This is a genomic window from Aureimonas glaciei, assembly GCF_014643375.1.
GTDB classification, from domain to species: Bacteria; Pseudomonadota; Alphaproteobacteria; order Rhizobiales; family Rhizobiaceae; genus Plantimonas; species Plantimonas glaciei.
Genome location: NZ_BMJJ01000012.1, coordinates 99,876 through 126,237, shown reverse-complemented (window position 1 = coordinate 126,237; position 26,362 = coordinate 99,876). Strand labels below are relative to the sequence as shown.

Here is a 26,362-nt window from a genome sequence, read left to right as displayed (position 1 = left end):
TCATGGGCGGCACAGGCGTCATCGACCATTTCCTTGAGGTCTTCACCCGCTACATCGACAGCGGGTTCGGCCTGCTCAGCGGCGAAGTCGCCTTCATCGCCACCACTTTGATCGTCATCGACGTGACGCTCGCGGCGCTGTTCTGGTCCTGGGGCGCCGACGACGACATTCTGGCGCGTCTGGTCAAGAAAACCCTGTTCGTAGGGGTGTTCGCTTACATCATCGGCAACTGGAACAACCTGGCGCGTATCGTCTTCGAGAGCTTCGCCGGCCTCGGCTTGAAAGCCAGCGGCACCAGCTTCACCACGGCCGATCTCCTGCGCCCCGGCAAAGTGGCGCAGACCGGACTCGACGCCGGGCGGCCGCTCTTGGAGTCGATCTCCGGGCTGATGGGCTATTGGTCGTTCTTCGAGAACTTCATCCAGATCGCCTGCATGTTCCTGGCCTGGGCGCTGGTGCTTCTCGCCTTCTTCATCCTCGCCATCCAGCTCTTCGTCACCCTGATCGAATTCAAGCTGACCACGCTCGCCGGCTTCGTGCTGATCCCATTCGGCCTGTTCGGCAAATCGGCCTTCATGGCTGAGCGTGTGCTCGGCAACGTCATCTCCTCCGGCATCAAGGTCCTGGTGCTCGCCGTTATCATCGGCATCGGCTCGACGCTCTTTTCAGAGTTCACCGCCGGCTTCGGCGGCGCAACGCCAACCATCGACGAGGCGATGGCGATCGTGCTCGCCGCGCTGTCGCTCCTCGGCCTCGGCATCTTCGGCCCCGGCATCGCCAGCGGCATCGTCTCCGGCGGCCCCCAACTCAGCGCCGGCGCTGCGGTCGGAACGGGTATGGCGGCAGGCGGCATGGTTGCCGCCGGCGTCGGCGCAGTCGGCGCTGTCGCCTCTGGCGGCGCTGCCCTTGCCGGTGGCACGGCGGCCGCAGCGCGCGGTGGAGCCGCCGTCGCTGGCGGCGCCTCCACCGCCTATAGCCTTGGCTCCGCCGGGCAATCTGGCGCTGCGGGCGTTGCATCCGGCCTCGGCGGCGTCGCCCGGGCCGGCGGCAGCGCAGCGGTCTCGCCGCTGCGGCGTGCCGCCTCACACGCCGCCGAGAGCATGCGCTCGAGCTTCAATGCCGGCGAGAAGGCCGCGTTCGAAGCCACCGGAGGCTCCTCGACAATGGGATCGGTCGGTGGCGACGCAGCCGGCGACGGCGGTGGCTCAGCCTCGTCGACAGCTGCAGGCGGGCCGCCCGCATGGGCGCAACGCATGCGCCGCTCCCAACGCATGACCCACGCCGTCCAGGCGACTGCCCACGCCGTGCGCTCCGGCGACGCCCATAGCGGCGGTTCCTCCGTCAATCTCTCCGAAAGCGACCGCTGATGTTCAAACGACCCTCTACTCACTATGGCAAAGCCCCCGAACCCGAGACGCCCTATCAGCGCGCCGCGCAGGTCTGGGACGAGCGCATCGGCGCCTCGCGCGTCCAAGCGAAGAACTGGCGGACGATGGCGTTCGGCTCGCTGACCCTCTCCGCCGGCTTCGCCGCCGCTCTGGTTTGGCAATCCGCGCGTGGCACGATTGTGCCCTGGGTCGTCCAAGTCGACCGTCTGGGTCAGGCGCAAGCCGTAGCGCCCGCCGTTGCTGATTATCGTGCGACCGATCCGCAGATCGCGTTTCACTTGGCGCGCTTCATCGAGCAGGTCCGCTCGATCCCCGCCGACGCCATCATCGTCCGGCAAAACTGGCTGCGCGCCTACGACTTCACGACGGATCGCGGCGCCATGGCGCTCAACGACTATGCACGCTCCAATGACCCGTTCACGAAGGTTGGACACCAGCAGGTCGCCGTCGACGTCTCCAGCGTCATTCGAGCATCGCCCGACAGCTTCCGCGTCGCCTGGGTCGAGCGCCGTTATGAGAACGGCCAGCTTGCCGAGACCACCCGCTGGACCGCGATCCTGACGATCGTCGTCCAGATTCCACGCAACGCCGACCGGCTCAGGGCGAACCCGCTCGGCATCTACGTCAACGCCATCAACTGGTCACGGGAGCTTGGTCAATGAAGCCGTCTTTCCGTAAAGCCGGAAACCCGGCTTCACATACATCCGTAGTCTCGGCTTTCCGCAGAGCCGCATTCCCCATGGTCCTGCTGGCGACAACCGCGCTGGCCGGCTGCGCCACCAGCACTCCGCCGCCGGAAATTTCCTACGACGCCGCTGCTCCGGCCGTGCAGACCGTCGATCCGCCGGCGCCGGTCACCGTGGTCGAAATCCCGCGACCGCTCCCGTTGCCCGGCCAGATGCAGCGCGTCGAGCCGTCCCGAGCGACGCCGGAGCCGACCGATCCGACGGCGCGCGTCAACCAGGCCAATGCCGCCGCGCGCATCCAGCCGGTGCGCAACGGCTTCATCAACGCCATGCAGGTCTATCCCTATACGGGCGGCGCGCTTTATCAGGTCTATACCGCAGTCGGGCAGATCACCGACATCGCGTTGCAGCCGGGCGAGCAGCTCGTCGGCTCCGGACCGGTCGCGGCCGGCGACACGGTGCGCTGGATCATCGGCGACACGCAGAGCGGCACCGGGCCAACCTTGCAGGTCCACATCCTGGTGAAGCCGACCCGGCCGGACCTGATGACCAATCTCGTCATCAACACCAACCTGCGCACCTACCATATGGAGCTGCGCTCGACCGAGCGGACCTACATGGCCTCCGTCTCGTGGCAGTATCCGCAGGATCAGCTCATCGCGCTTCGCCGCCAGAACAGCCAAGCCGAGGCCGCACAACCGGTCGCATCCGGCGTCGACCTAGCCAACGTCAACTTCCGCTACGCAATCGACGGTGACCGCGCACCATGGCGTCCGCTGCGCGCCTTCGACGATGGCCGCCAGGTCTTCATCGAATTCCCGCGCGGGATCGGTCAGGGCGAGATGCCGCCCCTCTTCGTGGTCGGTCCCGAGGGCAACACCTCGGAGCTCGTGAACTACCGCGTGCGCGGCCATCATATGATCGTCGATCGGCTCTTTGCCGCCGCCGAACTGCGCTTCGGCTCCGGCGATCACCAGAAGCGCGTCCGCATCGTGCGTACCGATGGGAGGCCGGCGTCGTGAGCGAGAGCGAGTCCCGGAAAGAGGAAGGGCCGGATGAGGAGGCCCAGCCGCTGACCGGCGAGGCCGCCGGGCCGGTGCCGATGCGGCTGCGCGCGGAGGCGCCGCGCGTTACGCGGCTGTCGCGAAAGGTGCTGGCGGGTCTCGGCCTGGTCGCCAGCGTCGGGATCGGCGGTGCGCTCATCTATGCGCTTCAGACCCGCGATGCCGGTCGGCCCAATGAGGAACTCTACTCGACCGAGAACCGCACGACGGCAGACGGGATCGCCGGTCTGCCGCGTGATTATAGTGGCGTGCCCCAGCTCGGCCCGCCGCTTCCCGGCGACCTCGGTCGCCCGATCCTCGGAGCGCAGAATCGTGGCCAGCCCGTGCCGACACCCGGCATGGCCACCCCGAACCCCGGTCTCAGCCCGGAAGAGCAGCGCCGCATTCAGGAACTGGAGGCATCACGCACGGCCCGGCTGTTCGCGAGCACTGAAACCCGGACGTCCGCTGCGACGCCGTCCCAGGCGACGCCCGGCGCTCAAGCGATACCGGATCTCACCAGCCTTGGCCTGGCTCCGCCACCCGCGACGCCGACGGCGCAAGATCGGCAGAACGCCTTCCTAAATGCCGCTGCCGATCGGCGCACCGTCGCGCCCGATCGCATCGTCGGGCCGGCGTCGCCGAATATCCTTCAGGCAGGGGCGGTGATTTCCGCCGCGCTGATCACCGGGATCCGATCGGATTTGCCAGGACAGATCACGGCGCAGGTTACCGAAAATATCTATGACAGTCCGACCGGTCGTATCTTGCTCGTACCGCAGGGCACGCGCGTCATCGGGCAGTACGACAACAATGTGCAGTTCGGGCAGAGTCGCGTGCTTCTGGTTTGGAACCGGCTGATCCTGCCGAATGGCCGGTCCATTGTACTCGAGCGTCAGCCTGGCGCCGACGCTGAAGGATTTGCCGGCCTTCAGGATGGCGTCGACTATCACTGGTGGGATCTGGCCAAGGCCGCCGGTCTCTCAACGCTGCTCAGCGTCGGCGCCGAGCTTGCGACCAACGACGATGACCGCCTGATCAGCGCGATCCGCAACGGCGGACAGGATACGATCAATGATGCCGGGCAGCAGATCGTCCGTCGCCAGCTCAACATCGCGCCGACGCTGACGATCAGGCCGGGCTTCCCGGTGCGTGTGATCGTGACGCGGGATTTGGTTCTCGAACCCTATGGAGGATGAGGTGACGAAGCTGAAGCTCGGCGCAATTGCCGATGACAAGCCAATCAAGGTGACGGTCGAATTGCCCGCGCCACTACATCGAGATCTGGTTGCCTATGCGGAGGTGCTGGCGCGGGAAACGGGGCAACCGGTAGCCGATCCCGCGAAGCTCATTGCGCCGATGGTCCAGCGGTTCATCGCCACCGACCGCGCCTTTGCGAAGGCGCGCCGCCAATCCTTGTGACTTGGCTTAAAACGTCAGAACCCGAACATTGATCCGTTGCTTATCTCAGCCCTTCGCCTTCACGCGTCGCCCAAGACTCATGTCTATCAAGAATTTGAGCGCTGGATTCTGATTCGCCTCGGACCAGACGGCGCTGAATGAGAACCTGTCCTCGCGGTCGGCGATTGGTACGAAACGAACACCAGGATAAGTCATGTCACCAACCGAGTTCGTGGCAACGGCAATTCCAAAACCTTGCGCGACCATACTCAGCAGATTTTCGCAACCGACGTGCTGAACGGAGATTTTCGGGCGGATTTCGGAGCCTGATAGTTGCCGCACCAGATAGTCTTCTATCTCGGGACCTCTTGCATCTGCCATCACGAGGAAGGTCTCTTGGCGCACATCATTCCAAGTGAACCGAGGCAAGGAAGCAACCGCGTGGGAAGCAGGAACCGCTAAATAGATTGCCTCCTCCCATAGCCCTTCAGATCGGCAGCCCAGTAGCTGTGGACCTGCAAGCATAAAGGCAACGTCGAGTCGCCCGTTGAGCAGCGCGCCTGCGATTAATTGGGAGGTTCCCTCCTCGAAAGTCACTTCGATAGCAGGAAAGCGACTACGATAAGCTGCAAATATTGCGGCTAAAAAGCTGTTTGCAAGGCAGGCCGTCAATCCGACCCGAAGCACTCCTACCGAGCCGCGTTTTGCCCGAGTGACTGTATCTACAGCTTGGTGAAGGTGCTTTGCGCCGATCGCCGCTTCGTCAAGGAAGCGTTCGCCAGCCAAGGTTACGCGGGCGCCCGACCTATGCCGATCAAACAAGGCGATACCAATACGCCGTTCCAGTATTTGGATACGCCGGCTAACTGTCGACTGAGACACCGAGAGTATTTCCGCAGCGCGCCGAAAACTACCGTGCTCAGCTGCAAGAATTGCGTAGCGCAAATAGCGCAAGTCAAACGCGATGTCCGGCACCATCAAACCTTTCTGGAGAATCCTGCATTGGCGGCCGCCCTTGTCGTTGAAGGCAAGTTCGATCGGGACATCGTTATGCCGGATGCGGCACCGGCATCAGTTGCCTCGCGTCGCTATGATGCTTCGGCTGCCTTCGCCGCCATCGTCGCGTGGGCCCACCGGACGAGCTCATCCAAAGAAGACTTCGTGGCACCGAGCAGGCTTGCTTCGATATCTTCAATGGGCTTGTCCGCACCCATGGGGGAGGTCGACATAAAGTCGGCGCCGCCAATGTGGACGGAGGCCGCTGTCGAGACCATTCGCAGCGCGATCGCGATGAGGCGTAGATGCTCGACCGCGCGCGCTGCTCCGGTGCCGCCGTAACCGATGGCAGTGAACGGCTTCCCTCCCCACTCCTGATACGCTTGATCGAGCGCGTTCTTCAGCACACCGGTGATCGAGTGATTATATTCGGCCACCACGAAGATGAAACCGTCATACCGGGCAAGCGCCTCCTGCCAGCGCAATGCCGCGGGGTTCTCGCTGGGCGCCGAGATAAGCGGGCCCTTCTCATCAAAAAACGGTAGCGGATGATCGAGCAGGTCGAGAAGCTCGGCCTCGATGTCGTCACGGGCCTGTGCCTGCTTCAGCATCCAGCCAGCGGCCTTGTCGGCATACCGACCGGGCCGGGTAGAGCCAATCACAATGGCGATGCGGGGTTTCTTGGTCATGATTACCTCATGCTTTCATTTCGGATGCAGCCTGTCGCTGCCTGGAGGAGCGGTCTCGCGTGGTGTGGGGTTCGGCGGCCTAGGAGTTTTGTCCGGCATCTTTTTCCGAGGCCCGCGCCAGCGCTTGTGTGTCGACATACTCCCGGATGTTGGTCAGTTTGCCGTTTCGAACGGTGATGGCGAAGATCCAGTCGTCCTTCCAAGCTTTGTTGGTGGCTTTGATCTTCCCTTCGGCGAAGCCGACCACCAGAACCCGATCCCCCTGTGCTACATATTCGTGGAACTCCATGGTCGAGGTCTCCACCTCTTCCGAAGCCGTCTGAAGCAGATCGGCCAGTCCATTATGCCCGCGGTGCGTGCCCGCCAGCGGCCAGTTCTCGCCGGGAATGATCCACTCGATATCGTCGGCAACCAGTGCGAGCAGGGCCTGTCTGTCGCTGCCGCCCATTGCCGCAAAAAAGTCCTTCACGGTCTGGACGTTCTCTTCAATGCTCATCGGAATATCTCCATGTACTTTTACAGCTGATCGGATGGCGCTGGTAAATCATTCAGTGCCGACACCGAGCTGTTGAAGCATGACGGAATCTATCTTGTAGCAATGGAAGGCTGTGACCTTGCCATTCTCAAGGTAGAAAACATCGCAGCAGGGGACGTCTATTGTCTTGCCCGTGGGAGCCAGAGCGCCAGAGGGCAGCGCCAGTTCGCCCGTATGGGTTCCTTGAATCGTGAGCTCGACAACGACGACGTTCTCCGCGACGCAAGTGGTCAACACCTCTCGGTGGACGTCAGGAAACGCGCTTACGAACCCGGCAATCGATTTACCGATGGCTTCGCCGCGAAACTCTGTGCCTGATGGCATGTCGCGCATGTATCCATTCTCGGAGAACATGGAGACAAATTTCGCGGGATCTGTTCCGTGCCCCTCTGCAGCGGCATAGAGTTCCTGAACGATTTGCTCGTTATTCGGCATATTCAATACCTTCCGCGGTTCGTTTTTCGGGCGAAATGCTTGGGGCGGATCGTGGCCCTGCGACAACGCCGCAGGGCCAGTGAGATCAGCCGATGTCGACCTTCATGGCGATGTCCCAAGAGCCGGCGCCGTTCTTGGCCAGGCCGATCATCATCAGGCCGAGCGCCTCGAGCGTCTGAGCCATCTGCAGGCCGCCCACATCGAGCGGACGCAGTCCGAGACTTTCGAGGAAGGTGGAGACGCGTGCTTTCGCCTCCGCATCGTCCGCTGCGATGAACGCGTCGACGTTTCCGCCCTTGGCAAGGATGTGCCCAAAGATCGTGTTGAAGGCCTTCACGATTTGCGCGTCGGCGGGAAGGCCCTTGGCGGTCTCCTGCGCACCGGAACTTCCGGCTGGCGTGACGAGGCCCGAGAGATCGGCGTTCACCGGGTTGGCGACGTCGATGATCACCTTTCCCCCGAGTGCCTTCCCGAAGTCGGCGACCGCCGACGCGGCCCCGCTGTACGGGACCGCGAGGATAACGATGTCGCCCGTCGGCGCGGCGCCGTAGGTCCCGGTGGTCGCCCCGCCCGGGAGTTGGTCGGCGAGCGCCTGTGACTTGGTGGGATCGCGGCTAATAACTTCGACGATGTGTCCGGCCTTGGCGGTCCGGGTCGCGATGGCCGTGGCCATGCTCCCCGCGCCGATGATGCTGATAGTGCTCATGTTCAGTCTCCTGTTGAATGACAGTTGTTCAGTTGGTCTCTGGACGGGGCTCCCCGTCCGTCGGTCGGACAGGTCACGCGATCACGTTATTGGGCGCCGGGAAGTAGTGACCGTTGTCGAGGTCCTGCAGCAGACCTGGATGGGTGGGTTCCCAGCCCAGCGTCTCGCGGGTGATGGCGTTGGACGCTGGCAAATCCAGCGTGACCAGGTTGGCGAGAAAGCCGAAGAAGCCCGGCAGCATCAGAACGTCCACGGGAATGGGCACGGCGGGCACGCCCATATGCCGGCCAATGGCCTCGGCGATCTCACGGAACGGGATGCTGTCGCCCTCGACCCCGTGCCAGGTTTTGCCGGCCGGACTCTTCTCCAGCGCCAGGCGGAACAGGGTTGCGAGGTCACGCGCATGAACGGCGGGCCAGACGTTTGCGCCGTCTCCAGGGTAACCGATGACGCCCTTCTCCTTGGCGAGCCCAATCAGCACTTGGAGGAAGCCGGCGTCGGTCGTGCTGTGCGCGATCGGAGGGATCCGAATGATCGAAGACCGTACGCCCCGCTCCGCCAAGCCGATCACGGCGAGTTCGACGTCGTTGCGAACCCGCAGGGTGCCCTTGTGTGCGTCGCCGCCGGGCAGGGCGGGGTCTTCCTCTGTGGCCGGCCGGCCCAGCTTTTCCCACCCGGGCGAGCCGATGCTGGCGGACACTACCAGCGGCTTTCCAGTTCCGGCCAGCGCCTCGCCGTAGGCCAGCATGATCTGCAGTTCGGCCGCGGCCACCGCGTCGAGCCCGCCGGTGGGGAGCAGATCCTGCCGATGCGCGACGTGAATCACGCCATCGGCTTCCGAAGCCGCCGCCTTGAGCGCTTCGAGGTCGGTGATATCGCCGCGACGCACCTTGGCGCCCAGGGCGAAGACCGCGTCAGCTGACGCGTCTGAACGGGCCAAGCCGGTGACTTCGTGGCCTGCGGCGATGAGTTCGGGGATAATGTAGGAACCGATGTGGCCGGTCCCGCCTGTGACGAATACGTGCATGTTACTGCTCCTTGTGATGATGTGATGCGAGAAGTGCTGCTGCAGCTCGGCTCAGCGGAGAAGGCTGACGCCGATTGCGAAATTGGTGTGCTTGACGGAGTGGGTCATGAGGCCGAGCGACAGCAGGCACATGTGCTCCAGCGTCCGCGCCATGAGCAGCGGGCCGGTGTCCAGGGGACGCAGCCCAAGACTCTCAACGAACGCAGCGACGCGTGCCTTTGCCCGCGCGTCGTCCCCGGCGAGGAACACGTCCAACGGGCGGCCCTCGACCGGACCGGCGGCCAGAACGTGAGAGAAGTGCGTGTTGAACGCCTTGACGACGTGCGCATCCGCAGAGGTCGCCTTCGCGATCTCCTGCGCGCCGAAACTGTTCTCGGGAGTGACAAAGCTCGTCAGGTCGGGGGCGACGGGATTGGTAATATCGATGAGAAGCTTAGCTGCCAGCGCTTCACCGTACTGCCTCACTACGTCGAGAACGGCGGAGTATGGAACCGCCAGTAGGACGATGTCCCCGGCTGGAGCGGCAAGGAACGTCCCCGTGGTCGCCCCCGCTCCGAATTGCTCGGCCAACGCCTGAGCCTTGGCGGGATCGCGAGCTATCACCTCGACGGTGTGTCCCGCCTTGGCGGCAAGGCCGCCGATCGCAGCGGCCATGCCGCCCGATCCGATGATGCTGATTGTGCTCATGTTCGTCTTCCTTGGGATCCCATGATCTCTCGTTTCGCGTTGCGGGCAGCGTCACTGTTGCCATTTGCCCGTGAGCGCTTATTTACTGGATCAGTGATCCGATTTATAAACGGTTCAGTGATCCACATATATGGATCGCTGATCCACTTACAAGGCAGTCAATGCGAGCCGACGCAAAAAAGAATTACAGCCACCTCCTTGCGGTCGCTCGTGAGGTCGTGACGGAGCATGGTCCCGAGGCGTCGATGCGAGATATTGCTCGCCGTGCCGAGGTCGGGCTGGCCACGCTTCTGCGTCATTTCCCGACGCGAGAGGCATTGTTCGAAGCACTACTGCGTACAAGCCTGGACGCACTGACGCGGAGGTCCGGCGAACTCGAAACATCGACTTCACCGGACGAAGCGCTCTTGTCGTGGTTTCGTGAATGGGTGGCGTTCGCGCTAGGCCATAAGGGCGCTGTCGCGATGATGGCGGCCGCTCACACGAACCCAGACTCCGCCCTTTATGCTGCTTGCGCAGCGGTCCACTCAGCGAGCGCGCGACTATTGGTTCGTGCTCAGGCCGAAGGTACAGCGCGCACCGACATGAATGGGGACGACCTGTTCGGTCTGATGGCGGCGCTCGGGTGGCTTATCGACTTGCCGCCATTCGCGCCGCGGGCCGATCACCTCTTTCAGATTCTCGCGAGCGCCATCCTGACAAAGTCGGCCTAGCAAGGATGCCGGTATCTTACCTTAGCTGAGCCGCTGCCCGGGTGTGACAGAGTTATCTCGACGTCTTCGATGGGCTTGTTTGCAGCCATAGGGGAGGTCGACATAACGTCGGCGCAGGACCTGTCAGGGCTTCACGAACCGATAGGCGAAGCGATCGGTCTCGCCCTGGATCGAGGGATCGAAGACCTTGATTGAGTGCGAATCGTCATTGTTGGCGAGGATGGCGCTCTCCGCTTCCAGTACAAACCCGGCCGCCTCCACCTCCTCGCGAACGGAGTCAGGGTCGATCCGATGCAGCGACTGGGTATCGCTTATGCCCGCCCCGGCGGCAGCGGCGTGATCAACGATGACGTAGGAGCCACCGGGTTTCAGCTGCTCGTAGACGGCTCGATTGAAGTTGGCTGCCGTCGCACCTTTCTTCTGGATTAGGGCGGTGTGGAGATCGTGGTAGAACAGGTGCAGCCACAGGACGTCCGCTGGCTGCGTAACCTCCGGCATTGCCACGAGATCTGCCGTGACGGCTTCGACGTTCTCTCGGCCCGGCTCTTTTGCAAACGTCTGCATACGGCCCACCGGATCGTTCTTAAAATCGGCGACTTCTGCGGGAACGAAGCTGTAAACCCGTCCTTGGGGTCCCACGACGTCGGAGAACAGGCGCGTCCAATCGCCGTCGCCTGGGTAAACGTCGATCACGGTCGAGCCCGCATCGATTCGTGAGAACCGAATTAACTCGGATAGCTTGGATTGGTCGTACATCGGGATCTCCTTTACGGTTGGGTTTTCGACGAGCGCGCGGCGAGCGAGGGGGCGATCCACGGTTGATCCACCGTCTACCCCCGGCCCGATGGCCGCAGATGGTCAGCGCTATGCCGATCCGGATGCGTCCATCTGCGCGGCCCGGGCCAGTGCCTGCGTGTCGACATACTCCCGGATGCTCGTGAGCTGGCCATCCCGGACCGTGATCGCGAAGACCCAGTCGTCCTGGAACGTCTTGTTCGTAGCTTTGATCCTTCCCCTGGCGAAGCCGACGACAAGGACCCGGTCCCCCTGCGCTACGAACTCACGGGGTTCCGTAGACGTCTCTATCGACTTGGATGCCGTCTCAAGCAGGTCCGCCAGCCCGGCGTGTCCGTGGCGGGTTCCGGCCAGCGGCCAATCCTCGCCCGGAATGATCCACTCGATGTCCTCGGCAGCCAGTGCCAGCAGAGCTTCCTTGTCGCCGCGGCCGATTGCCGCGAAGAAGTCTTTTACAGTCTGGACGTTTTTCTCAGTGCTCATGACATTTTCTCCATTACTGACGGATCGCGCTCATCAGTCGAACTTGACCAGATCCTTGAAGATCAGTTTGCCCCAAGTATTTTCGTGCGCCTGCACAAGCAGTCCACCTTCCGAAAGCCCGCCAAGTTTGATCGGCGCGAAGCCGAGATTTTCCGCAAGCGCACCAATCTCGTCTGCGGCCCCTTCGTCATCGCTCGCCAGGAACACGACTCGTCTTCCACCATGTACGGCCGGATCCTGGTCCAGGACGGCAGCGACCAGATGATTGAAGCCTTTGACCAGCCTGCCGCCAGCGAAGGCCGCCGCGACGACCTTGGCCGAAGGCCGTCCGCCGAGATCCTCAGCGGACACGCCGTAGGCGTTGGTCACGTCGACGATGATTTTGCCCTGCCAGCTCGTCAGCGCCGTCGCGACATCCGGGTGCGCGTCGAAACGAACTGCCAAAAAGATGACGTCCGCCTTGACTGCGTCCGACAGCTTCTTGGGAATGACCGTAGGCCCGATCGCGGCCGCATCGGCCGCAAAGCTTTCCGGGCCGCGGGTGGTTGCCACGGACACTTCGATGCCCTTGCGGGCAAACGCCTTGGCCAGTGCCTTGCCGACATTGCCGAAGCCGATAATTGAATAGCTCATAAGTAGCTCCTCTTGCTAAGCGGTCTTCCGCTCATTTTGCCGAACCAGCCGGGCGCTCCAAATGGTCGAATGGAGCGCGCGGCCGGACATAGCGGATCAGATTTGGGCCAAGCCGCCGTCGACGGCGAGCTCGCTGCCGGTCATGAAGCTGCTGTCATCCGAAGCAAGGAAGGCAGCCGCCGCTCCGAGCTCCGCCGGTTCGCCCATGCGCTGGAACCCAGTCATCGAGCCGTAGGCCTTCAGGCCCTCCTCGCCGAGTGCTTCGGCCGCAAGTTCGGTCGCGATCGCGCCGGGCGACAGGATGTTTACCCGGATACCGGTACTTTTCAGGTCCTCCACCCAGGTGCGCGCAAGATTGCGAACCGCCGCCTTGCTCGCGCTGTAGGCCGTAAATCCCGGAGCGCCCGTGGTGCCGGCGCTCGATCCGGTCAGGATGATCGAACCGCCTTCGCCCATCAGCGGCAGCGCCTTCTGGACCGTGAAGATCGTACCCTTCACGTTGACGTCGAAAGTTTCATCGATGTGCTGGGCTGTGATCTCGCCGAGCTTAAGCTGGCTTCCCACCCCGGCGTTGGCGAAGACGATGTCAAGGGTTCCGCGCTCGGCCTTCACCGCCGCGTAGAGCTTGTCGAGGTCGGCCTCATCGGAGATCGAGCCCTGTACCGCACGGGCATTCGGCCCGAGTTCGGCCACGGCGGCGTCAAGCGCATCCTGCCGGCGGCCGAAGATGAAGACGAAAGCGCCCTCCTCTATGAAGCGCTTTGCAGCGGCGAGGCCGATGCCGGTGGCGCCGCCGGTGATCACGGCGGTCTTTCCATTCAGTCTGGTCATATAGTTTATCCTTCGTTCGCCATCTCGGGTCTTTGGCTGTACGGGGAAGTCCTCCGAGAACCCCAAGATGGCTTCCCCGAAGCCGGAACATCAGTGCGGAAGTACGCACATCCATGGTGCGAAAACGATCCAGATAGCCGATTGTTCGCCTCGAACATCGCGCAGACTCTCACTCGGTATGTTAGAATGAGTGTCGGAAGCCGCATCGCGCGGCGCGGGAATGCACCATGATCGACTGGGACGACGTTCGCTACTTTCTTGCCGCCGCGCGAGGAGGCTCAGTGCGGGCGGCGGCCAAACGTCTCGGAGTGAATCACGCGACCGTGCTACGACGCATCGCCCAGCTCGAGGACCGCCTCGGGGCGCAGATGTTCGAAAAGCTGCCTTCAGGCTACCGCCTGACGGCTGCGGGTGAGGAGGTCCTCGAGTTCGCGGACCAGATGGAAGCATCGTCGCACCAGTTGGAAACACGCGTCTTCGGGCGCGATCAGAGCGTGGGCGGGCTTCTGCGGGTCACGCTGCCGCCGCCCCTCGTAGCACACCTGCTCATGCCCGACTTTGCCGAGTTCGTGCGTCTGCATCCGGGCATCGAGATGGAAATCCTGTCGTCCGGCGAGCTGGCAAACCTGACCAACCGAGAGGCCGACGTGGCGATCCGCGTCGTCTACGACCGCGAAACCCTGCCACTCAATCTTCACGGCCTAAAGGGACCCGATCTGTTCGGCGGTTTCTACATGTCCGGCGATCGACTCGCCGAGTGGCGGGCGGGCGGGCCGGATCCCAGGTGGATCGCTATAAGCGGCCATGGAGTGCCGGACTGGACCCGCGAGGGCGAGCTTCGCACAACTGGGGCTCCGTTCACGACCATGGATTTCGAAGCGCAGATCGCGGCCGTACGGCAAGGTATCGGCATCACGGCGCTCCCGTGTTTCGTCGGAGATGCCGATCCCCTATTGGAGAGGGTGCCAGAGACCGACCTACACCTGTATGGACCGGTTTGGCTTCTCACTCAGGGGGAGACACGCAAGACGAAGCGCGTGCGGCTCTTCACCGAGTTCGTATCCCGCAGACTCGCCGCTTACGCTCCGCTTCTCGCGGGGCTGTCCATATCGCGCGACTGACGCCCGGAAGGGCAACCATCGACGCTTGGCGTTTCGGCCAGTTGCTTGTTTGAGGAAGTAACGGGGTCAATGCGGGAACGTCGGTTAAGCTCCTAGACTACGCTTGCCCTCGGAGGCATCCGTCCGATTTGCACGCCATAGCCCGATAGTACCGCACACGCTCACGCGGGGGCTTCAAAGCAGAAGATCTATCGCCTTCTATCTCCGCAAGAGCAAATGAAGTGGAGATACGGAATGAGCGCCGCCCCGCATGCCCGCCGAACAATTCGCAGGCAACAGCTACGAGAGATCGTGCCGCTTGCCGACAGCACGATCTACGACATGGAGCAGCGAGGAGAATTCCCGCAGCGCTTCTATCTCACCTCGCGCTGCGTCGTCTGGGACTTGTCAGAGGTGGAAGCCTGGCTCGATGCTCGTCGCCATGCCTCTCGCGCAAATGCCATCAAACGTGCTCCAAGCCCTGACGTGAGGCTGCGCCGTTCGCGGCCCGTCAAACACTAGGCTCCAACTCAAGCAACTCCATCGTGGTCGGGAGCAGCGTCGGACGATACTTCTGACCCAAAACCCAGGCGTCCAACATATTCGACCACTCCTGCATCATATGGCGGCGTTGATGCTCGTACTCCGCCTTGTTGTAAACCCCACGCGAGGACCTTCCGTCCTCATGCGCCAAGCACTTCTCGATCCAATCACTATTGAAGCCCAGCTCATTCAGCAGGGTAGAACCTGTGCGTCGTAGGTCATGGACAGTGAACGGTTCGAGCGGCAGCCCCTCTTTTTTCGCTCTGACGACGACCGCTGTCGTTATCCGATTGAATGTCGCCCGCGACATCGGTGCGTCAGCGTCGTACCGCGAAGGAAGGACATAGCGCGAATTACCCGCGCAAGTTTTCAGCGCGATGAAGATGTCGACAGCCTGCTGTGACAGGTAGACGTTGTGTGCCTTCGACCGCTTCATTCGCTCCTTTGGGATCGACCAGACGGCGTTCTCGAAATCGACCTCATCCCACGTCGCGTCCTGCAGCTCGCTTTTCCTGACCATCGTCAGAAGGAAGAGCTTCATTCCCAGCCGTATAGTCGGCAGGGTCGGTACATGCTCGAGCTGACCGAGCATGACGCGGATTTCAGCGGGTGACAGCGAACGATCCTTCGGTACGAAGGTAGCGATAGACGCGGGCCCAACTTCATCCGCCGGGTTGGCGACCTTCTCGCCATGCAAGATCGCGAACGCAAAGATCAGCTTCACGATATCCCGCACATGAACAGCCGTAGCTGGAGCACCGCGATCCTTCACTTTTCCGCACATCATGCGGAGATCGTCAGGCGTGATCTCCGTCAGAAGCCTATTTCGAAACGTTGGCAGGATGTCGCGCTCGTAGATCGAGCGCCGCATGGCACGCGTGCTGTCGGCCATGCGCGACTCCTGGAACCACTTCTCGCCGAACTCGCCGAACCTCTTCGCCTCCTTCAGTCGTCGTTTGTCGTGCTGCTTCTCTTGAGCGGGAGACCGTCCTTCGGAAATGGCCCGCTTCGCATCGATCAGCTTCTCGCGAGCCCTGGCAAGCGAGAGGCCATCTGGGCCGTATCGGCCGAGCGTCAGCGTCTCGCGACGTCCGTTGAGGCGGTAGTCGTACCGGAACACGATCGCCCCCGACGGCTGCACCACGACGTACATACCGTCACGATCGCTCACCTTGTACAATTTCTTCTGTGATCTCAGCGCCTTAATTGCAGTGTCAGTAAGCATGAGTGCCTCCAAAACCGTCTTGAAAACCGGGGAGAGGCGCCGATTATACCGTCAGGCAAAAGCAGGCGATGCTGGAAGCATAATTCTCGTTGTGAATCAGCCTGTTAATACCAAAAATAATACCGTCATCAGCTCTCTCAGCCGTGACGGTATAGAGAAATTCCCGATCGAACAAGTTGACCCATACCGTCTGCTATACCGTCAAATCGGAGCACTGCCCCTCGATAGACGGTGATAGATGATGGAAACATTATTATGATATTTCAATGCGTTATAGCGTATCGGAGCGTACAAGCGGATACTGCCGGAGGGGTAAAAATCATTCCCACTCGATGGTGCCGGGCGGCTTCGAGGTGACGTCGTAGACGACGCGGTTGATGCCGCGGACCTCGTTGATGATGCGGGTCGCGGTGTTGCCGAGGAATTCCATGTCGTAGGGGTAGAAGTCGGCGGTCATGCCGTCGACCGAGGTGACGGCGCGCAGGGCGCAGACGAACTCGTAGGTGCGCCCGTCGCCCATCACGCCGACGGTCTGCACCGGCAAGAGCACGGCAAAAGCCTGCCAGATGGCGTCGTAGAGGCCGGCCTTGCGGATCTCGTCGAGATAGACGGCGTCGGCCTGGCGCAGGATGGCGAGCTTTTCACGCGTCACGCCGCCGGGGCAGCGGATGGCGAGGCCCGGGCCCGGGAAAGGCTGGCGGCCGACGAAATGCTCGGGCAGGCCGAGTTCGCGGCCGAGCACGCGGACCTCGTCCTTGAACAGTTCGCGCAAGGGTTCGACGAGCTGCATGTTCATGCGCTCGGGCAGGCCGCCGACGTTGTGGTGCGACTTGATCGTCACCGAGGGGCCGCCGGAGAAGGAAACCGATTCGATGACGTCGGGATAGAGCGTGCCCTGGGCCAGGAAATCGGCGCCGCCGAGCTTCTTGGCCTCGGCCTCGAAGGTCTCGATGAACAGGCGGCCGATGGTCTTGCGCTTGACCTCGGGGTCGACCTCGCCTTCCAGCGCGTCGATGAAGAGGTCCTGCGCCTCCACGTGGACGAGCGGGATGTTGTAGTGGTCCCGGAACATGGTGACGACTTCCTCGGCCTCGTTCTGCCGGAGCAGGCCGTGGTCGACGAAGATGCAGGTCAGCTGCTCACCGATCGCCTCATGGATGAGGACGGCCGCGACGGAGGAATCGACGCCGCCGGAGAGGCCGCAGATCACCCGGCCGGAGCCGACCTTGGCGCGGATTTCCTCGATCGCCTTGGCGCGGAAGGCGGCCATGGTCCAGTCGCCGCCGAGACCGGCGACCTTGTGGACGAAATTGTGGATCAGCCGGGCACCGTCCGTGGTGTGGACGACTTCCGGGTGGAACATCAGGCCGTAGAAGTTGCGGGCGATGTCGCCGAAGACCGCATAGGGCGCGCCTGGGGATTTGGCGAAGATCTCGAAGCCGGGCGGCATGTCCATGACGCGGTCGCCATGGCTCATCCAGACCTGGTGGCGGGTGCCTTCCGACCAGATGCCGGCAAACAGCGGGCAGTCCTTCTGGATCTCGACGAAGGCGCGTCCGAATTCGCGGTGGGTAGAGCTTTCCGCGCGACCGCCGAGCTGCACGCACATGGTCATCTGGCCGTAGCAGATGCCGAGCACCGGGATGCCGGCATCGAACACCGCCTGCGGGGCGCGGGGCGAGTCGATGTCCCCGGTCGAGGCCGGCGAGCCCGAAAGGATCACCGCCTTCGGCTTCAGCCGATGGAAGGCGGCCTCGGCGAGCTGGAAGGGCACGATCTCGGAATAGACGCCGGCTTCGCGCACACGACGCGCGATCAGCTGCGTCACCTGGGAGCCAAAATCGATGATGAGGACAGTATCGGGATGTTCGGTCATTGCGAGGCTTTAAGCAAGCTGCGCTTGGATGGCAAGATGCCGGACGCGCGGGCGTTTGCGTAATCGTGGGAAAGGCGTCCAGTGGCCCCTCCGGCAGCGCCGGAATGGCCTGCGGCGAGCGATGACGCTGCGACAGATCGGGCCGTCGCCTCGGTTGCTTCCGTCAGATCAGGCCGGCCTCCATGGCGACGGCCAGCCGGTCGACGGCGTCGGCGAGATTCTCGTCCACGACATGCAGGAGGCTCGTCCAGTCGTCGTAGTGGTGGAGGTCCGCCGCGCCGTCGGAAATGCCGCGCAGACCGATCAAAGGCAGGTCGAAACGCTGGCAGGCGCGCAGGATGGCGAAGGTCTCCATGTCGACCATGTCGGCGTCGATAAGGTCGTAGGCCGCGCCGGAGACGATGTCGGCGCCGCTCGACAGGCGCACGGCGGGGAGGCTCGGGATCGGCGTCGGCAGCGGCGTGTGGACGGGGTGGTCGAGATAGGGCGTGACACCCTTGGTAAAGCCGAGGGGCGAGGCGTCGATGTCGCGCCAGGAGACCGAGGCGGCCTGGTAGACGCTGCCCTGCTCCAGCGTGCGCGAGCCGGCCGAGCCGAGCGAGACGACGAGATCGGGCGGATGGCCGGCATGGCTCAGCGCCTGCAGCGCGATGCCGGTGGCGACGCCCGCCTCGATTGGCCCGACGCCGGTCATCAGCGGCCGGATGCGGCGGCGCAGATGCGGCCCGTATTCCGGCAGCGCGGCGATGACGAAGAGCACGCGCCGGCCGGCGATGAGGTTGGTCGACAGGTCGGCCCGGGCCGGATCGAAATCGGTCATCGTTGTCTCTTTGGCAAAACGGTCAGGGCCGGCACGGTAGCCCCTCGCGCCGGCCGGAAGCCGGCGGAATGCCTCAGTTCAACCACCATATCGCGCCGTTGAGAAGCCCGGCGAAGCCGACCCAGGCGGCATAGGGCAGGAACAGCAGCGCCGCCGGGCGTTCGGTGCGCCAGGTGACGGCGATGAAGGCGAGGATCGCTAAGAGCATGCCGATGAGGACGAGCAGCGCCGCGAAGGCCAGGTGCCAGCCGAAGAACAGGGGCGACCAGCAGAGGTTGAAGGCCATCTGCACCGCCCAGATGCGCAGGGGCGTCTTCAGGCCGGCGCGCCAGACGCGCCAACCAGCGAACCCGATGCAGACGTAGAGGATCGTCCAGGCCGGCGCGAACAGCCAGTTCGGCGGCTGGAACCAGGGCTGGTTCAACCCGGCATACCAGGCGCCGGGCGGGTTCGAGATGCCCATGAAGAAGCCCCCGCCGAGCGAAACGGCGAGGAACAGGGCAAGGACCGCGAAGTTTTTCACTGGCGGACGAGCTTGGCGAAGAAGAAGCCGTCGGTGCCGGTGAGACGCGGCGTCAGCGTCAGCGCCGTTCCCCAGCCGACGGTCTCGGCCCGGTAGGATTTTGGCGCGTCCGGCATGGCTTCGGCCCAGGCGGCCGGGCTGTCGCCGGCGGAGAAGTCGCGGTGGCGCTGGAGAAAAGCCTCGATGCGGTCGGCGTTCTCAGCCCGCAGCAGCGAACAGGTGATGTAGGCGAGCGTGCCGCCCGGCTTGACGAAGCGGGCCGCCGCGTCGAGCGCCGTGTCCTGCTCGGCGGCACGCTTGTCGACCGCCGAGGCCGACAGCCGCCATTTGGCGTCGGGGCGGCGGCGCCAGGTGCCTGTGCCGGTGCAGGGCGCGTCGACGACGACGCGGTCCATCGCGGCGTCGAGCTCGAAGAGATCTTCGCGCGGACCGTGCACGGTGATGTTTGATGCTTCCGCGCGCTTCACCCGCTCGTAGATCGGCGCCAGGCGCTGCTTGTCGGCGTCGTAGGCATGCACCATGCCCTGCCCTTCCATGCCGGCGGCGAGTGCCAGCGACTTGCCACCGGCACCGGCGCAGAAATCGAGCACCTGTTCGCCGGGCCTGGCGCCGACGAGGGCGGCGGCGATCTGCGAGCCCTCGTCCTGGATCTCGAACCAGCCCTTCTGGAAGGCGCCCTCGGCCTGGACATTGGGGTGACGACCACCGCCGACGATCGGCGCGATGCGCAGGCCCTGCGGCGCCAGCGCCGCCGGAACCGCGTTGAACGGCGACAGGGCCTCGATCACCTGATCGCGGGTGGACAGCTGCGAATTGACGCGCATGTCGAGCGGCGGGCGAGCGGACATGGCTTCGGCCTCGGCGATCCAGTCCTCGCCCAGCGAGGTCTCGAAGGCCTTCGCCAGCCAGTCCGGCAGGTCGGCGCGTACGGCGGCGGGGGCCTGCGTGATGTCGCTGGCGGCAAAGCGCTGCAGGTCGGCAGCCGACGGCATTTCGGGGGCGAAGCGATCACCCTCGAGCGCGGCCAGCATCGCCTCGGCATCGAGGTTTTCGCTGTCCATCAGCGCGGCGAAGACGAGCGCGCGCGGGCTGTCATTGCCCATGCGCCAGCCATAGGAGCGGCGGCGGCGCAGGACGTCGTAGACGATGTTGCCGATGGCGGCGCGGTCGCCGGAGCCGGCGAAGCGGTGCGCGAGGCCCCAGTCCTTCAAGGCGTCGGCCACGGGACGGCGGCGCGTGGCGGTGTCGGTCAGAATTTCAATCGCTGCAGCGATGCGTCCACCGAGCCTCATGCGAGCACACTCGCGGCGAAGGTCGGCGTCGTCAGATCAAAGGTCAAAGGAATCACGTTTCGTAAGGGTTCAGAAGCTTCGCACCGGTCGGCTCGAAGTGACGGGTGTTGCGCGTGACGACGGTGAGGTCGTGCTCCAGCGCGGTCGCGGCGATGAGGAGATCCATGTCACGACGCTTCAGTAGCACAAAGAGCCGCCCCCAACGCAAAGCGATCTCGGTCGTGATAAAAAAGGTCCTGTCACGGAAATCCTCCCGCAGATTGTCTGCCCAGCGATCGAGGCGTGCGGAGAAAAGTGGATCGGACAGACGCTTCTTTTCGATCCCGGCCGCGATCTCGCCGAGCGTGATGACACTCACGTGAAACAAAGCCGGATCGGTCACATCCAGCCAAGCGCGGACCCTCGGATCCGGCCGCAGCTTTGCCGTCTCGGAGACGACCATCGTATCGAGCAGCAGCATCGTTTACTCGTCGAAATCGATCTCGCGAATATCCATTAATAGCGGTTCGGTCTTGTCGAACAGGTCCTGGCAGTCATCCGGCAGTTTCGGAAACTCCAGAATGTGTTCGACGAGCGTCTTCGGTCGTTTCGACAGGCGATCGTAGTCGGCAGCGGAGACGACGACCACCGCGCCGTCGCCCGGCATGGTCACGCGCTGCGGATCGCCGGCCTTGGCGGCCTCGGCGATCGCCACGAATTCGGTCTCTGCGTCCTTCAGCGTCCAGTTCGATCCCATCGGGCGGTCTCCGTCGTCGGCGCCTCGATCATACGTCCAGACACCCAGGCCGACAATCGCTCCCCCAACGACGAAGGCCGGGATCGCTCCCGGCCTTCGTTTACTCTGTCGCTATCGCCTGCCGCGGTTACTCGGCCGCCTGCTGCGGCGTCTGCGGCGTCACCGAGATTGCCGGCTCGCGGCCGTCCATGGTCTGGCGGGCCATGCGCACGCCGGCACCATAGGCCGGGTCGACCTTGTCGAAATGCGCCAGCTGGCGTTCGGCGATCTCCTGCGGAATGCCGGACATGGCGGCCGCGATGTTGGCGAACAGCCGCGCCTTCTGGCCGTCGTCGAACAGGTTGAACAGCGCCGTCACCTGGCTGTAGTCGTCATTGCCGATGCGGTGGCTGTAGCGGTCCGCATCGCCGTGGATGCGCAGCGGCGGCTCCTTGGCGGAGGGCTGCTCGACCGGGCCGTTCATCGAATTCGGCTCGTAATAGGCATCGGGATTGCCGGTCTTGATGCCGCCATAGACGTTCATCTGGCCATCGCGGTGATAGTGGTGCACCTCGTTCTTCGGCCGGTTGACCGGGATCGACTCGTAATGCGTGCCGAGGCGGTGACGGTGGGCGTCAGCATAGGAGAAAATGCGCGCCTGCAGCATCTTGTCCGGGGAGAAGCCGATACCGGGCACGATGTTCGACGGCGAGAAGGCGGCGTTCTCGATCTCGGCAAAATAGTTGTCGGCGTTGCGGTTCAGCTCCATCACGCCGACGTCGATCGGCGGATAGTCCGAATGCGGCCAGACCTTGGTGAGATCGAACGGGTTGTAGCTGGTCTTTTCCGCGTCCATCTCGGGCATGATCTGGACCTGCACCTTCCAGCGCGGGAATTCGCCCTTCTCGATGCCACCGAACAGCGCTTCCTGATAGCTCTCGCGCGTCTTGCCGATGATCTGGTCGGCTTCCTCGTTGGTGTAGTGCTTGTGGCCCTGCATGGTCTTGAAGTGGAACTTCACCCAGTAGCGCTCGCCGGCATCGTTCCAGAACGAGAAGGTGTGGCTGCCGTAGCCGTTCATGTTCATCGGTGTCTGCGGCAGGCCGCGATCCGACATCAGAATCGTCACCTGGTGCAGGCTCTCGGGGGAGAGCGACCAGAAGTCCCACATCGCGGTCGGCGAGCGCATGTTGGTCTTCGGGTGGCGCTTCTGGGTGTGGATGAAGTCGGGAAACTTGTAGGCGTCGCGGACGAAGAACACCGGCGTGTTGTTGCCGACGAGATCCCAGTTGCCTTCCTCGGTGTAGAACTTCAGCGCGAAGCCGCGCACGTCGCGCTCGGCGTCGGCCGCACCCATCTCGCCGGCGACGGTCGAGAAGCGGGCGAGCATCGGGGTCTCGGTGCCGGGCTGGAAGACTTTGGCCTTGGTGTATTTCGAGATGTCGCCGGTGATCTTCAGCGTGCCGTGCGCACCCCAGCCCTTGGCATGGACGACCCGCTCGGGAATGCGCTCGCGGTTCTGGTGGGCCAGCTTTTCGATCAGCTGGTAGTCCTGAATGAGAAGCGGGCCACGCTCGCCGGCGGTCCAGGAGTTCTGGTTGTCGGGAACCGGCGCTCCGGCTGTCGTCGTCAGAATCTTGTCGCTCATGGGGTCACCTCGCTCTGGAATGTTTCCAAGCTAAATGGGCCAATCGAGGGATAATCGCAAATCGTATTTGCTTGGTCATCCGATCAGTTTATGTGATGGCGATGCTCACCATCCGACAGCTCCGCTATTTCGAGGCCCTGGCCGACACGCTGCATTTCGGGCGGGCCGCGCGCCAGTTGAACATCAGCCAGCCGGCGCTGTCGGCGCAGATCGCGGCGATGGAGGAAGGGTTCGGCGGCCCGCTGTTCGAGCGCCGGCCGTCCGGGGTGACGCTCACCGCCGACGGCGAGATGCTGCGCGGCCGGGTGCGCCGGCTGCTGACCGATTTTCGCGACATCGAGGGGCTCGGCACGGCGCATGGCGAGGTGCTCGGCGGGCGGCTGCGGCTGGGGCTGATCGCCACCGTCGCCCCCTATCTGCTGCCGCCGCTGCTGCCGCGGCTGGCGCGCGATCATCCGCGGCTCGATTGCGAGATCCGCGAAAGCGTCACCGCCTCGCTGGTGCGCGACGTCCTGCAGGGCGATCTCGACGGCGTGGTCCTCGCTCTGCCGCTGGAGGAGCCCGGGCTGGAGTCGATCGACCTGTTCGAGGATCGCTTTCACCTGGCCGTCCCCGCCGTCGGCAGCGAGCGCTTCGAGGGCACCGTCTCGATCGGGACGCTGGCGACCGAGCGTCTGATCCTTTTGGAAGAAGGCCACTGCCTGCGCGATCAGGCGCTGAAGATCTGTGAGCTGGTCGAGGCGAGCCAGCTCGCCAGCCTCGGCGCGACGAGCCTGACGACCATCCTGCGCATGGTGGCGGGCGGGCTCGGCGCCACGCTCATTCCCGACATGGCGGTGGAGGCGGAAAGCCGCGGCGGCGGCATCCGCATCCTGCCCTTCGAAGAACCGGCACCGGCGCGCACGCTCGCTCTCGCCTTCCGCCCGACGACGGCGCGCCGGCGCGATTTTGAGGCGCTCGCGTTGATCATCCGCGACTGCATGGCCGCGGCAGCGCCGCGGGCGGACTGAGCCCAGGGAGAGGACGACGCCGCCGACGGGCGTCGTCGGCAACCCTCATGCGCCGGGGGAGAGGACCGCACCGATATTGGCGACATGGACAGCAAGGATGATCCACAGCACTGCGACGGCGGCGACACCGACCGCGAAGGCCGGCATGCGCAGCGCGATCGTGTTCGGTCCGAGGTGGATCGCCGCGTGGACGAGCCGTGAGACCGCAAAGATCCAGGCGACGACGACGGCGAGCCAGGAGGCGCCATTGGTGATGTAGAGCGCCAGGCAGACCACGTAGAACAGCACCGGCAGTTCGAACTGGTTCGCCAGGTTGCGAACCGCCGCCGCGCTCGTCGCCGGCTCGCCCGCCGGGATCCGGAAGGCGTCCCGCCGGGCCTCGCCGGCTTTGACCGCCGCGCCCCGGCGCGTCACGACGAAGACGTAGACCAAGAGGGTCAGAAAACCCTGCACGATCATCGGCCAGAAGATGGCGATATTGCCGTTCATCCGTCAGCGCTCCCTGAAGCAAGATCCCGAAAGGCGGATGGCCGCCCTTCGGAAAGGATCATGCGAAACAAGGACTGTAGATGGCGTGGCGGCGGCGCAAAGCCAGCCTGCCTTACAGGCCGGAACCCGGATAGTTCGGGCTTTCCCGGGTGATGGTGACGTCATGCGCGTGGCTTTCGCGCAGGCCGGCATTGGAGATCCGCACGAATTCCGCCTTGTTGCGGAAATCCTCGAGATTGGCGGCGCCGACATAGCCCATGGCGGCGCGCAGGCCGCCGGCGAGCTGATGCAGCACGGCCGAGACCTGGCCCTTGTAGGGCACCTGGCCCTCGATGCCTTCCGGCACCAGCTTCAGCGTGTCGCGCACCTCGGCCTGGAAGTAGCGGTCGGCCGAGCCGCGCGCCATGGCGCCGACCGAGCCCATGCCGCGGTAGGATTTGAACGAGCGGCCCTGGTAGAGATAGACCTCGCCGGGGCTCTCGTCGGTGCCGGCGAGCAGCGAGCCGATCATCGCCGCCGATGCCCCCGCGGCGAGCGCCTTGGCGAGATCGCCGGAATACTTGATGCCGCCATCGGCGATCACCGGGATGCCTGCTTTGTCGGCCTCCTCGCAGGCGCCCATGATGGCCGAGAGCTGCGGCACGCCGACGCCGGCGACGATGCGCGTGGTGCAGATCGAGCCCGGGCCGATGCCGACCTTGATGCCGTCGGCGCCCGCGTCGATCAGCGCCTTGGTTCCCGAGGGCGTCGCGACGTTGCCGGCGATCACCTGCACGTCGTTCGACATCCGCTTCACCCGCGCCACGGCATCCAGCACGCGCTGCGAATGGCCGTGCGCGGTGTCGACGACGATGAGGTCGATGCCCGCATCGATCAGCCGCTCGGCCCGCTCGAAACCGTCGTCGCCGACGCTGGTCGCCGCCGCCGCCAGAAGCCGCCCCTGCGCGTCCTTGGAGGCGTTGGGGTTGAGCTGCGTCTTCTCCATGTCCTTGACGGTGATGAGGCCGATGCAGCGGTTGGAATCGTCGACGACGACGAGCTTTTCGATGCGGTGATGGTGCAGGAGACGCTTGGCCTCGGCCTGATCGACGCTCTCGCGCACGGTGATCAGGTTGTTCTTGGTCATCAGCTCGTGGACGGGCTGGCTGTCGTCGGTGGCGAAGCGCACGTCGCGGTTGGTCAGGATGCCGACGAGGAGGCCGCGCACCGGTCCGTCATTGGCGACGACGGGGATGCCGGAAATGCGGTGCTGGTTCATCAGCGCACGGGCGTCGCCCAGCGTCGCATTGGGATGAATGGTGACGGGATTGACCACCATGCCGCTCTCGAACTTCTTCACCTGGCGCACGGCTTCCGCCTGCTCCTCGGGCGTCAAGTTGCGGTGGATGACGCCGATGCCGCCGGCCTGCGCCATGGCGATGGCGAGCCGTGCCTCGGTGACCGTGTCCATCGCCGCCGAGATGATGGGGAGGTTCAGGGAGAGCGTCTTGGTGATGCGGGTGCGCACGTCCGCCTGTCCCGGCATGACCTCGGAGTGCCCCGGCTGGAGCAGCACGTCGTCGAAGGTGAGAGCCGTTGCGCCAGTGGCGGTCTCGATGATGCGAGCCATGTGCCAGTCCCCAAAATAAAGAAACCGCCGGGTCCGGTCAGGACCGCCCGCGGTGAAGGATTGGCAAGGGCTGCTAGCACGGCGGCGCGCCGGAGGGAAGCCGGATGGGGCTTATGAACAGGCTTCAGTGGCGGATGCCTCGGCCCCGCCGACCGCCGTCGCTTGTGCCCCCGGCCGTCGCGGCCTACACAACCTAAAGTTTATCACGAAAGAAGCATGCAATGGCACGCCCGCTCGTCCTCTTCCGCCCGCTGGCCGCCATCCTGGCTCTGGCGGTTTCGACGCAGAGCGTTGCCGCGGCCAGCTGCAAGAATTATTCGAACTGCCGCGAGGCGGTGGTCGCCTGGTGCGCGGGGAGCCATCCTCGCGCCGACGGCGACGGGGATGGCATCCCCTGCGAGAACGTCTGCCGTTCGCGCGCCGATGTCGTCGCCATCATGGCCGAGATCGGCTGTTCGCGCTGA

General features: G+C 64.1%; 31 protein-coding genes. 10 read left to right on the top strand and 21 right to left on the bottom strand.

Features of this window, described 5'->3' with window-relative positions; translation table 11 throughout:
- The first annotated feature begins 2 nt into the window (after positions 1–2).
- The 5 genes from trbL to IEX88_RS21360 are packed head-to-tail and all read left to right on the top strand — an operon-like array spanning position 3 to position 4,539.
- Complete coding sequence (gene trbL / locus IEX88_RS21380; protein WP_188854514.1) at positions 3–1,367, top strand: P-type conjugative transfer protein TrbL; 1,365 nt, start codon at positions 3–5, stop codon at positions 1,365–1,367.
- Complete coding sequence (trbF, locus tag IEX88_RS21375; RefSeq protein ID WP_188854513.1) at positions 1,367–2,050, top strand: conjugal transfer protein TrbF; 684 nt, start codon at positions 1,367–1,369, stop codon at positions 2,048–2,050. Before trbL ends, trbF begins: the two co-directional genes overlap by 1 nt.
- Positions 2,047–3,096 carry a P-type conjugative transfer protein TrbG gene (trbG, locus tag IEX88_RS21370; RefSeq protein WP_188854512.1) on the top strand — a complete coding sequence of 350 codons (1,050 nt, stop codon included), beginning with the start codon at positions 2,047–2,049 and terminating at the stop codon, positions 3,094–3,096. Before trbF ends, trbG begins: the two co-directional genes overlap by 4 nt.
- Positions 3,093–4,316: a TraB/TrbI/VirB10 family type IV secretion system protein gene (locus IEX88_RS21365; protein WP_188854511.1), complete on the top strand. Its 1,224-nt coding sequence runs from the start codon at positions 3,093–3,095 to the stop codon at positions 4,314–4,316. Before trbG ends, IEX88_RS21365 begins: the two co-directional genes overlap by 4 nt.
- A gap of 1 nt (position 4,317) precedes the next feature.
- Entirely contained in the window at positions 4,318–4,539 is a 222-nt protein-coding gene (locus IEX88_RS21360; protein ID WP_188854510.1) for a DUF2274 domain-containing protein, read from the top strand.
- A 45-nt stretch (positions 4,540–4,584) separates the two neighbouring features.
- Here the strand turns inward: IEX88_RS21360 and IEX88_RS21355 are convergent, their stop codons facing one another.
- The 7 genes from IEX88_RS21355 to IEX88_RS21325 form a co-directional block, all read right to left on the bottom strand.
- Positions 4,585–5,496, bottom strand: coding sequence for a LysR family transcriptional regulator (locus tag IEX88_RS21355; protein WP_244640417.1), 912 nt, complete (start codon positions 5,494–5,496; stop codon positions 4,585–4,587).
- A gap of 110 nt (positions 5,497–5,606) precedes the next feature.
- Positions 5,607–6,203: an NADPH-dependent FMN reductase gene (locus IEX88_RS21350; RefSeq protein ID WP_188854509.1), complete on the bottom strand. Its 597-nt coding sequence runs from the start codon at positions 6,201–6,203 to the stop codon at positions 5,607–5,609.
- A 79-nt stretch (positions 6,204–6,282) separates the two neighbouring features.
- Positions 6,283–6,699 (bottom strand): nuclear transport factor 2 family protein, encoded by a 417-nt coding sequence (locus tag IEX88_RS21345; RefSeq protein WP_188854508.1) that lies wholly within the window; start codon positions 6,697–6,699, stop codon positions 6,283–6,285.
- 48 nt (positions 6,700–6,747) lie between these two features.
- Positions 6,748–7,173: an ester cyclase gene (locus tag IEX88_RS21340; RefSeq protein ID WP_188854507.1), complete on the bottom strand. Its 426-nt coding sequence runs from the start codon at positions 7,171–7,173 to the stop codon at positions 6,748–6,750.
- 85 nt (positions 7,174–7,258) lie between these two features.
- Positions 7,259–7,879 carry an NADPH-dependent F420 reductase gene (locus IEX88_RS21335; RefSeq protein WP_188854506.1) on the bottom strand — a complete coding sequence of 207 codons (621 nt, stop codon included), beginning with the start codon at positions 7,877–7,879 and terminating at the stop codon, positions 7,259–7,261.
- Positions 7,880–7,952: 73 nt separating this feature from the next.
- Positions 7,953–8,906, bottom strand: coding sequence for an SDR family oxidoreductase (locus IEX88_RS21330; protein ID WP_188854505.1), 954 nt, complete (start codon positions 8,904–8,906; stop codon positions 7,953–7,955).
- A 51-nt stretch (positions 8,907–8,957) separates the two neighbouring features.
- A complete protein-coding gene (locus IEX88_RS21325) occupies positions 8,958–9,593 on the bottom strand; it encodes an NADPH-dependent F420 reductase (RefSeq protein WP_188854504.1) in 636 nt (211 codons plus the stop codon).
- 161 nt (positions 9,594–9,754) lie between these two features.
- Between IEX88_RS21325 and IEX88_RS21320 the strand changes: the two genes are divergently transcribed.
- Positions 9,755–10,306: a TetR/AcrR family transcriptional regulator gene (locus IEX88_RS21320; RefSeq protein ID WP_188854503.1), complete on the top strand. Its 552-nt coding sequence runs from the start codon at positions 9,755–9,757 to the stop codon at positions 10,304–10,306.
- Between the two features lie 123 nt (positions 10,307–10,429).
- Here the strand turns inward: IEX88_RS21320 and IEX88_RS21315 are convergent, their stop codons facing one another.
- The 4 genes from IEX88_RS21315 to IEX88_RS21300 form a co-directional block, all read right to left on the bottom strand.
- On the bottom strand, positions 10,430–11,062 hold the full coding sequence (locus tag IEX88_RS21315) for a class I SAM-dependent methyltransferase (protein ID WP_188854502.1): 633 nt from the start codon (positions 11,060–11,062) through the stop codon (positions 10,430–10,432).
- 108 nt (positions 11,063–11,170) lie between these two features.
- On the bottom strand, positions 11,171–11,584 hold the full coding sequence (locus IEX88_RS21310) for a nuclear transport factor 2 family protein (RefSeq protein WP_188854501.1): 414 nt from the start codon (positions 11,582–11,584) through the stop codon (positions 11,171–11,173).
- A gap of 33 nt (positions 11,585–11,617) precedes the next feature.
- A complete protein-coding gene (locus tag IEX88_RS21305) occupies positions 11,618–12,217 on the bottom strand; it encodes an NADPH-dependent F420 reductase (protein ID WP_188854500.1) in 600 nt (199 codons plus the stop codon).
- A gap of 96 nt (positions 12,218–12,313) precedes the next feature.
- Complete coding sequence (locus IEX88_RS21300) at positions 12,314–13,048, bottom strand: SDR family NAD(P)-dependent oxidoreductase (protein WP_188854574.1); 735 nt, start codon at positions 13,046–13,048, stop codon at positions 12,314–12,316.
- 227 nt (positions 13,049–13,275) lie between these two features.
- Here IEX88_RS21300 and IEX88_RS21295 point away from each other — a divergent pair, with 227 nt between their 5' ends.
- Together IEX88_RS21295 and IEX88_RS21290 are read left to right on the top strand one after the other, a co-directional pair.
- Positions 13,276–14,169, top strand: coding sequence for a LysR family transcriptional regulator (locus tag IEX88_RS21295; RefSeq protein WP_188854499.1), 894 nt, complete (start codon positions 13,276–13,278; stop codon positions 14,167–14,169).
- Between the two features lie 234 nt (positions 14,170–14,403).
- On the top strand, positions 14,404–14,670 hold the full coding sequence (locus tag IEX88_RS21290; RefSeq protein WP_188854498.1) for a helix-turn-helix transcriptional regulator: 267 nt from the start codon (positions 14,404–14,406) through the stop codon (positions 14,668–14,670).
- Here the strand turns inward: IEX88_RS21290 and IEX88_RS21285 are convergent.
- The 8 genes from IEX88_RS21285 to katA all read right to left on the bottom strand — a co-directional run bounded on the left by IEX88_RS21285 (position 14,660) and on the right by katA (position 22,790).
- Complete coding sequence (locus IEX88_RS21285; RefSeq protein ID WP_188854497.1) at positions 14,660–15,916, bottom strand: tyrosine-type recombinase/integrase; 1,257 nt, start codon at positions 15,914–15,916, stop codon at positions 14,660–14,662. The genes IEX88_RS21290 and IEX88_RS21285 overlap by 11 nt on opposite strands.
- A gap of 319 nt (positions 15,917–16,235) precedes the next feature.
- Entirely contained in the window at positions 16,236–17,792 is a 1,557-nt protein-coding gene (gene guaA / locus IEX88_RS21280) for a glutamine-hydrolyzing GMP synthase (protein WP_188854496.1), read from the bottom strand.
- A 163-nt stretch (positions 17,793–17,955) separates the two neighbouring features.
- A complete protein-coding gene (locus IEX88_RS21275) occupies positions 17,956–18,612 on the bottom strand; it encodes a 5'-methylthioadenosine/S-adenosylhomocysteine nucleosidase (RefSeq protein WP_188854495.1) in 657 nt (218 codons plus the stop codon).
- A gap of 73 nt (positions 18,613–18,685) precedes the next feature.
- Positions 18,686–19,135: a TspO/MBR family protein gene (locus IEX88_RS21270; protein ID WP_188854494.1), complete on the bottom strand. Its 450-nt coding sequence runs from the start codon at positions 19,133–19,135 to the stop codon at positions 18,686–18,688.
- Positions 19,132–20,427, bottom strand: coding sequence for an RsmB/NOP family class I SAM-dependent RNA methyltransferase (locus tag IEX88_RS21265; RefSeq protein ID WP_188854493.1), 1,296 nt, complete (start codon positions 20,425–20,427; stop codon positions 19,132–19,134). The genes IEX88_RS21270 and IEX88_RS21265 overlap by 4 nt, the downstream gene beginning before the upstream one ends.
- A 52-nt stretch (positions 20,428–20,479) precedes the next feature.
- Positions 20,480–20,887 carry a type II toxin-antitoxin system VapC family toxin gene (locus tag IEX88_RS21260; RefSeq protein ID WP_188854492.1) on the bottom strand — a complete coding sequence of 136 codons (408 nt, stop codon included), beginning with the start codon at positions 20,885–20,887 and terminating at the stop codon, positions 20,480–20,482.
- Between the two features lie 3 nt (positions 20,888–20,890).
- The gene (locus IEX88_RS21255; RefSeq protein WP_188854491.1) at positions 20,891–21,163 is read right to left on the bottom strand and encodes a type II toxin-antitoxin system prevent-host-death family antitoxin; all 273 of its coding nucleotides are present in this window, start codon (positions 21,161–21,163) and stop codon (positions 20,891–20,893) included.
- Between the two features lie 127 nt (positions 21,164–21,290).
- Positions 21,291–22,790, bottom strand: coding sequence for a catalase KatA (katA, locus tag IEX88_RS21250; RefSeq protein WP_188854490.1), 1,500 nt, complete (start codon positions 22,788–22,790; stop codon positions 21,291–21,293).
- Positions 22,791–22,891: 101 nt separating this feature from the next.
- Here katA and IEX88_RS21245 point away from each other — a divergent pair, with 101 nt between their 5' ends.
- A complete protein-coding gene (locus tag IEX88_RS21245) occupies positions 22,892–23,800 on the top strand; it encodes a hydrogen peroxide-inducible genes activator (RefSeq protein WP_188854489.1) in 909 nt (302 codons plus the stop codon).
- A gap of 45 nt (positions 23,801–23,845) precedes the next feature.
- Here IEX88_RS21245 and IEX88_RS21240 read toward each other — a convergent pair whose 3' ends face one another.
- Both IEX88_RS21240 and guaB read right to left on the bottom strand, forming a co-directional pair.
- The gene (locus IEX88_RS21240; RefSeq protein ID WP_188854488.1) at positions 23,846–24,289 is read right to left on the bottom strand and encodes an MAPEG family protein; all 444 of its coding nucleotides are present in this window, start codon (positions 24,287–24,289) and stop codon (positions 23,846–23,848) included.
- Positions 24,290–24,401: 112 nt separating this feature from the next.
- Entirely contained in the window at positions 24,402–25,898 is a 1,497-nt protein-coding gene (guaB, locus tag IEX88_RS21235) for an IMP dehydrogenase (protein ID WP_188854487.1), read from the bottom strand.
- Between the two features lie 221 nt (positions 25,899–26,119).
- On the opposite strand from guaB, the gene IEX88_RS21230 reads away from it, so the two are divergent.
- A complete protein-coding gene (locus IEX88_RS21230; protein WP_210319315.1) occupies positions 26,120–26,362 on the top strand; it encodes an excalibur calcium-binding domain-containing protein in 243 nt (80 codons plus the stop codon).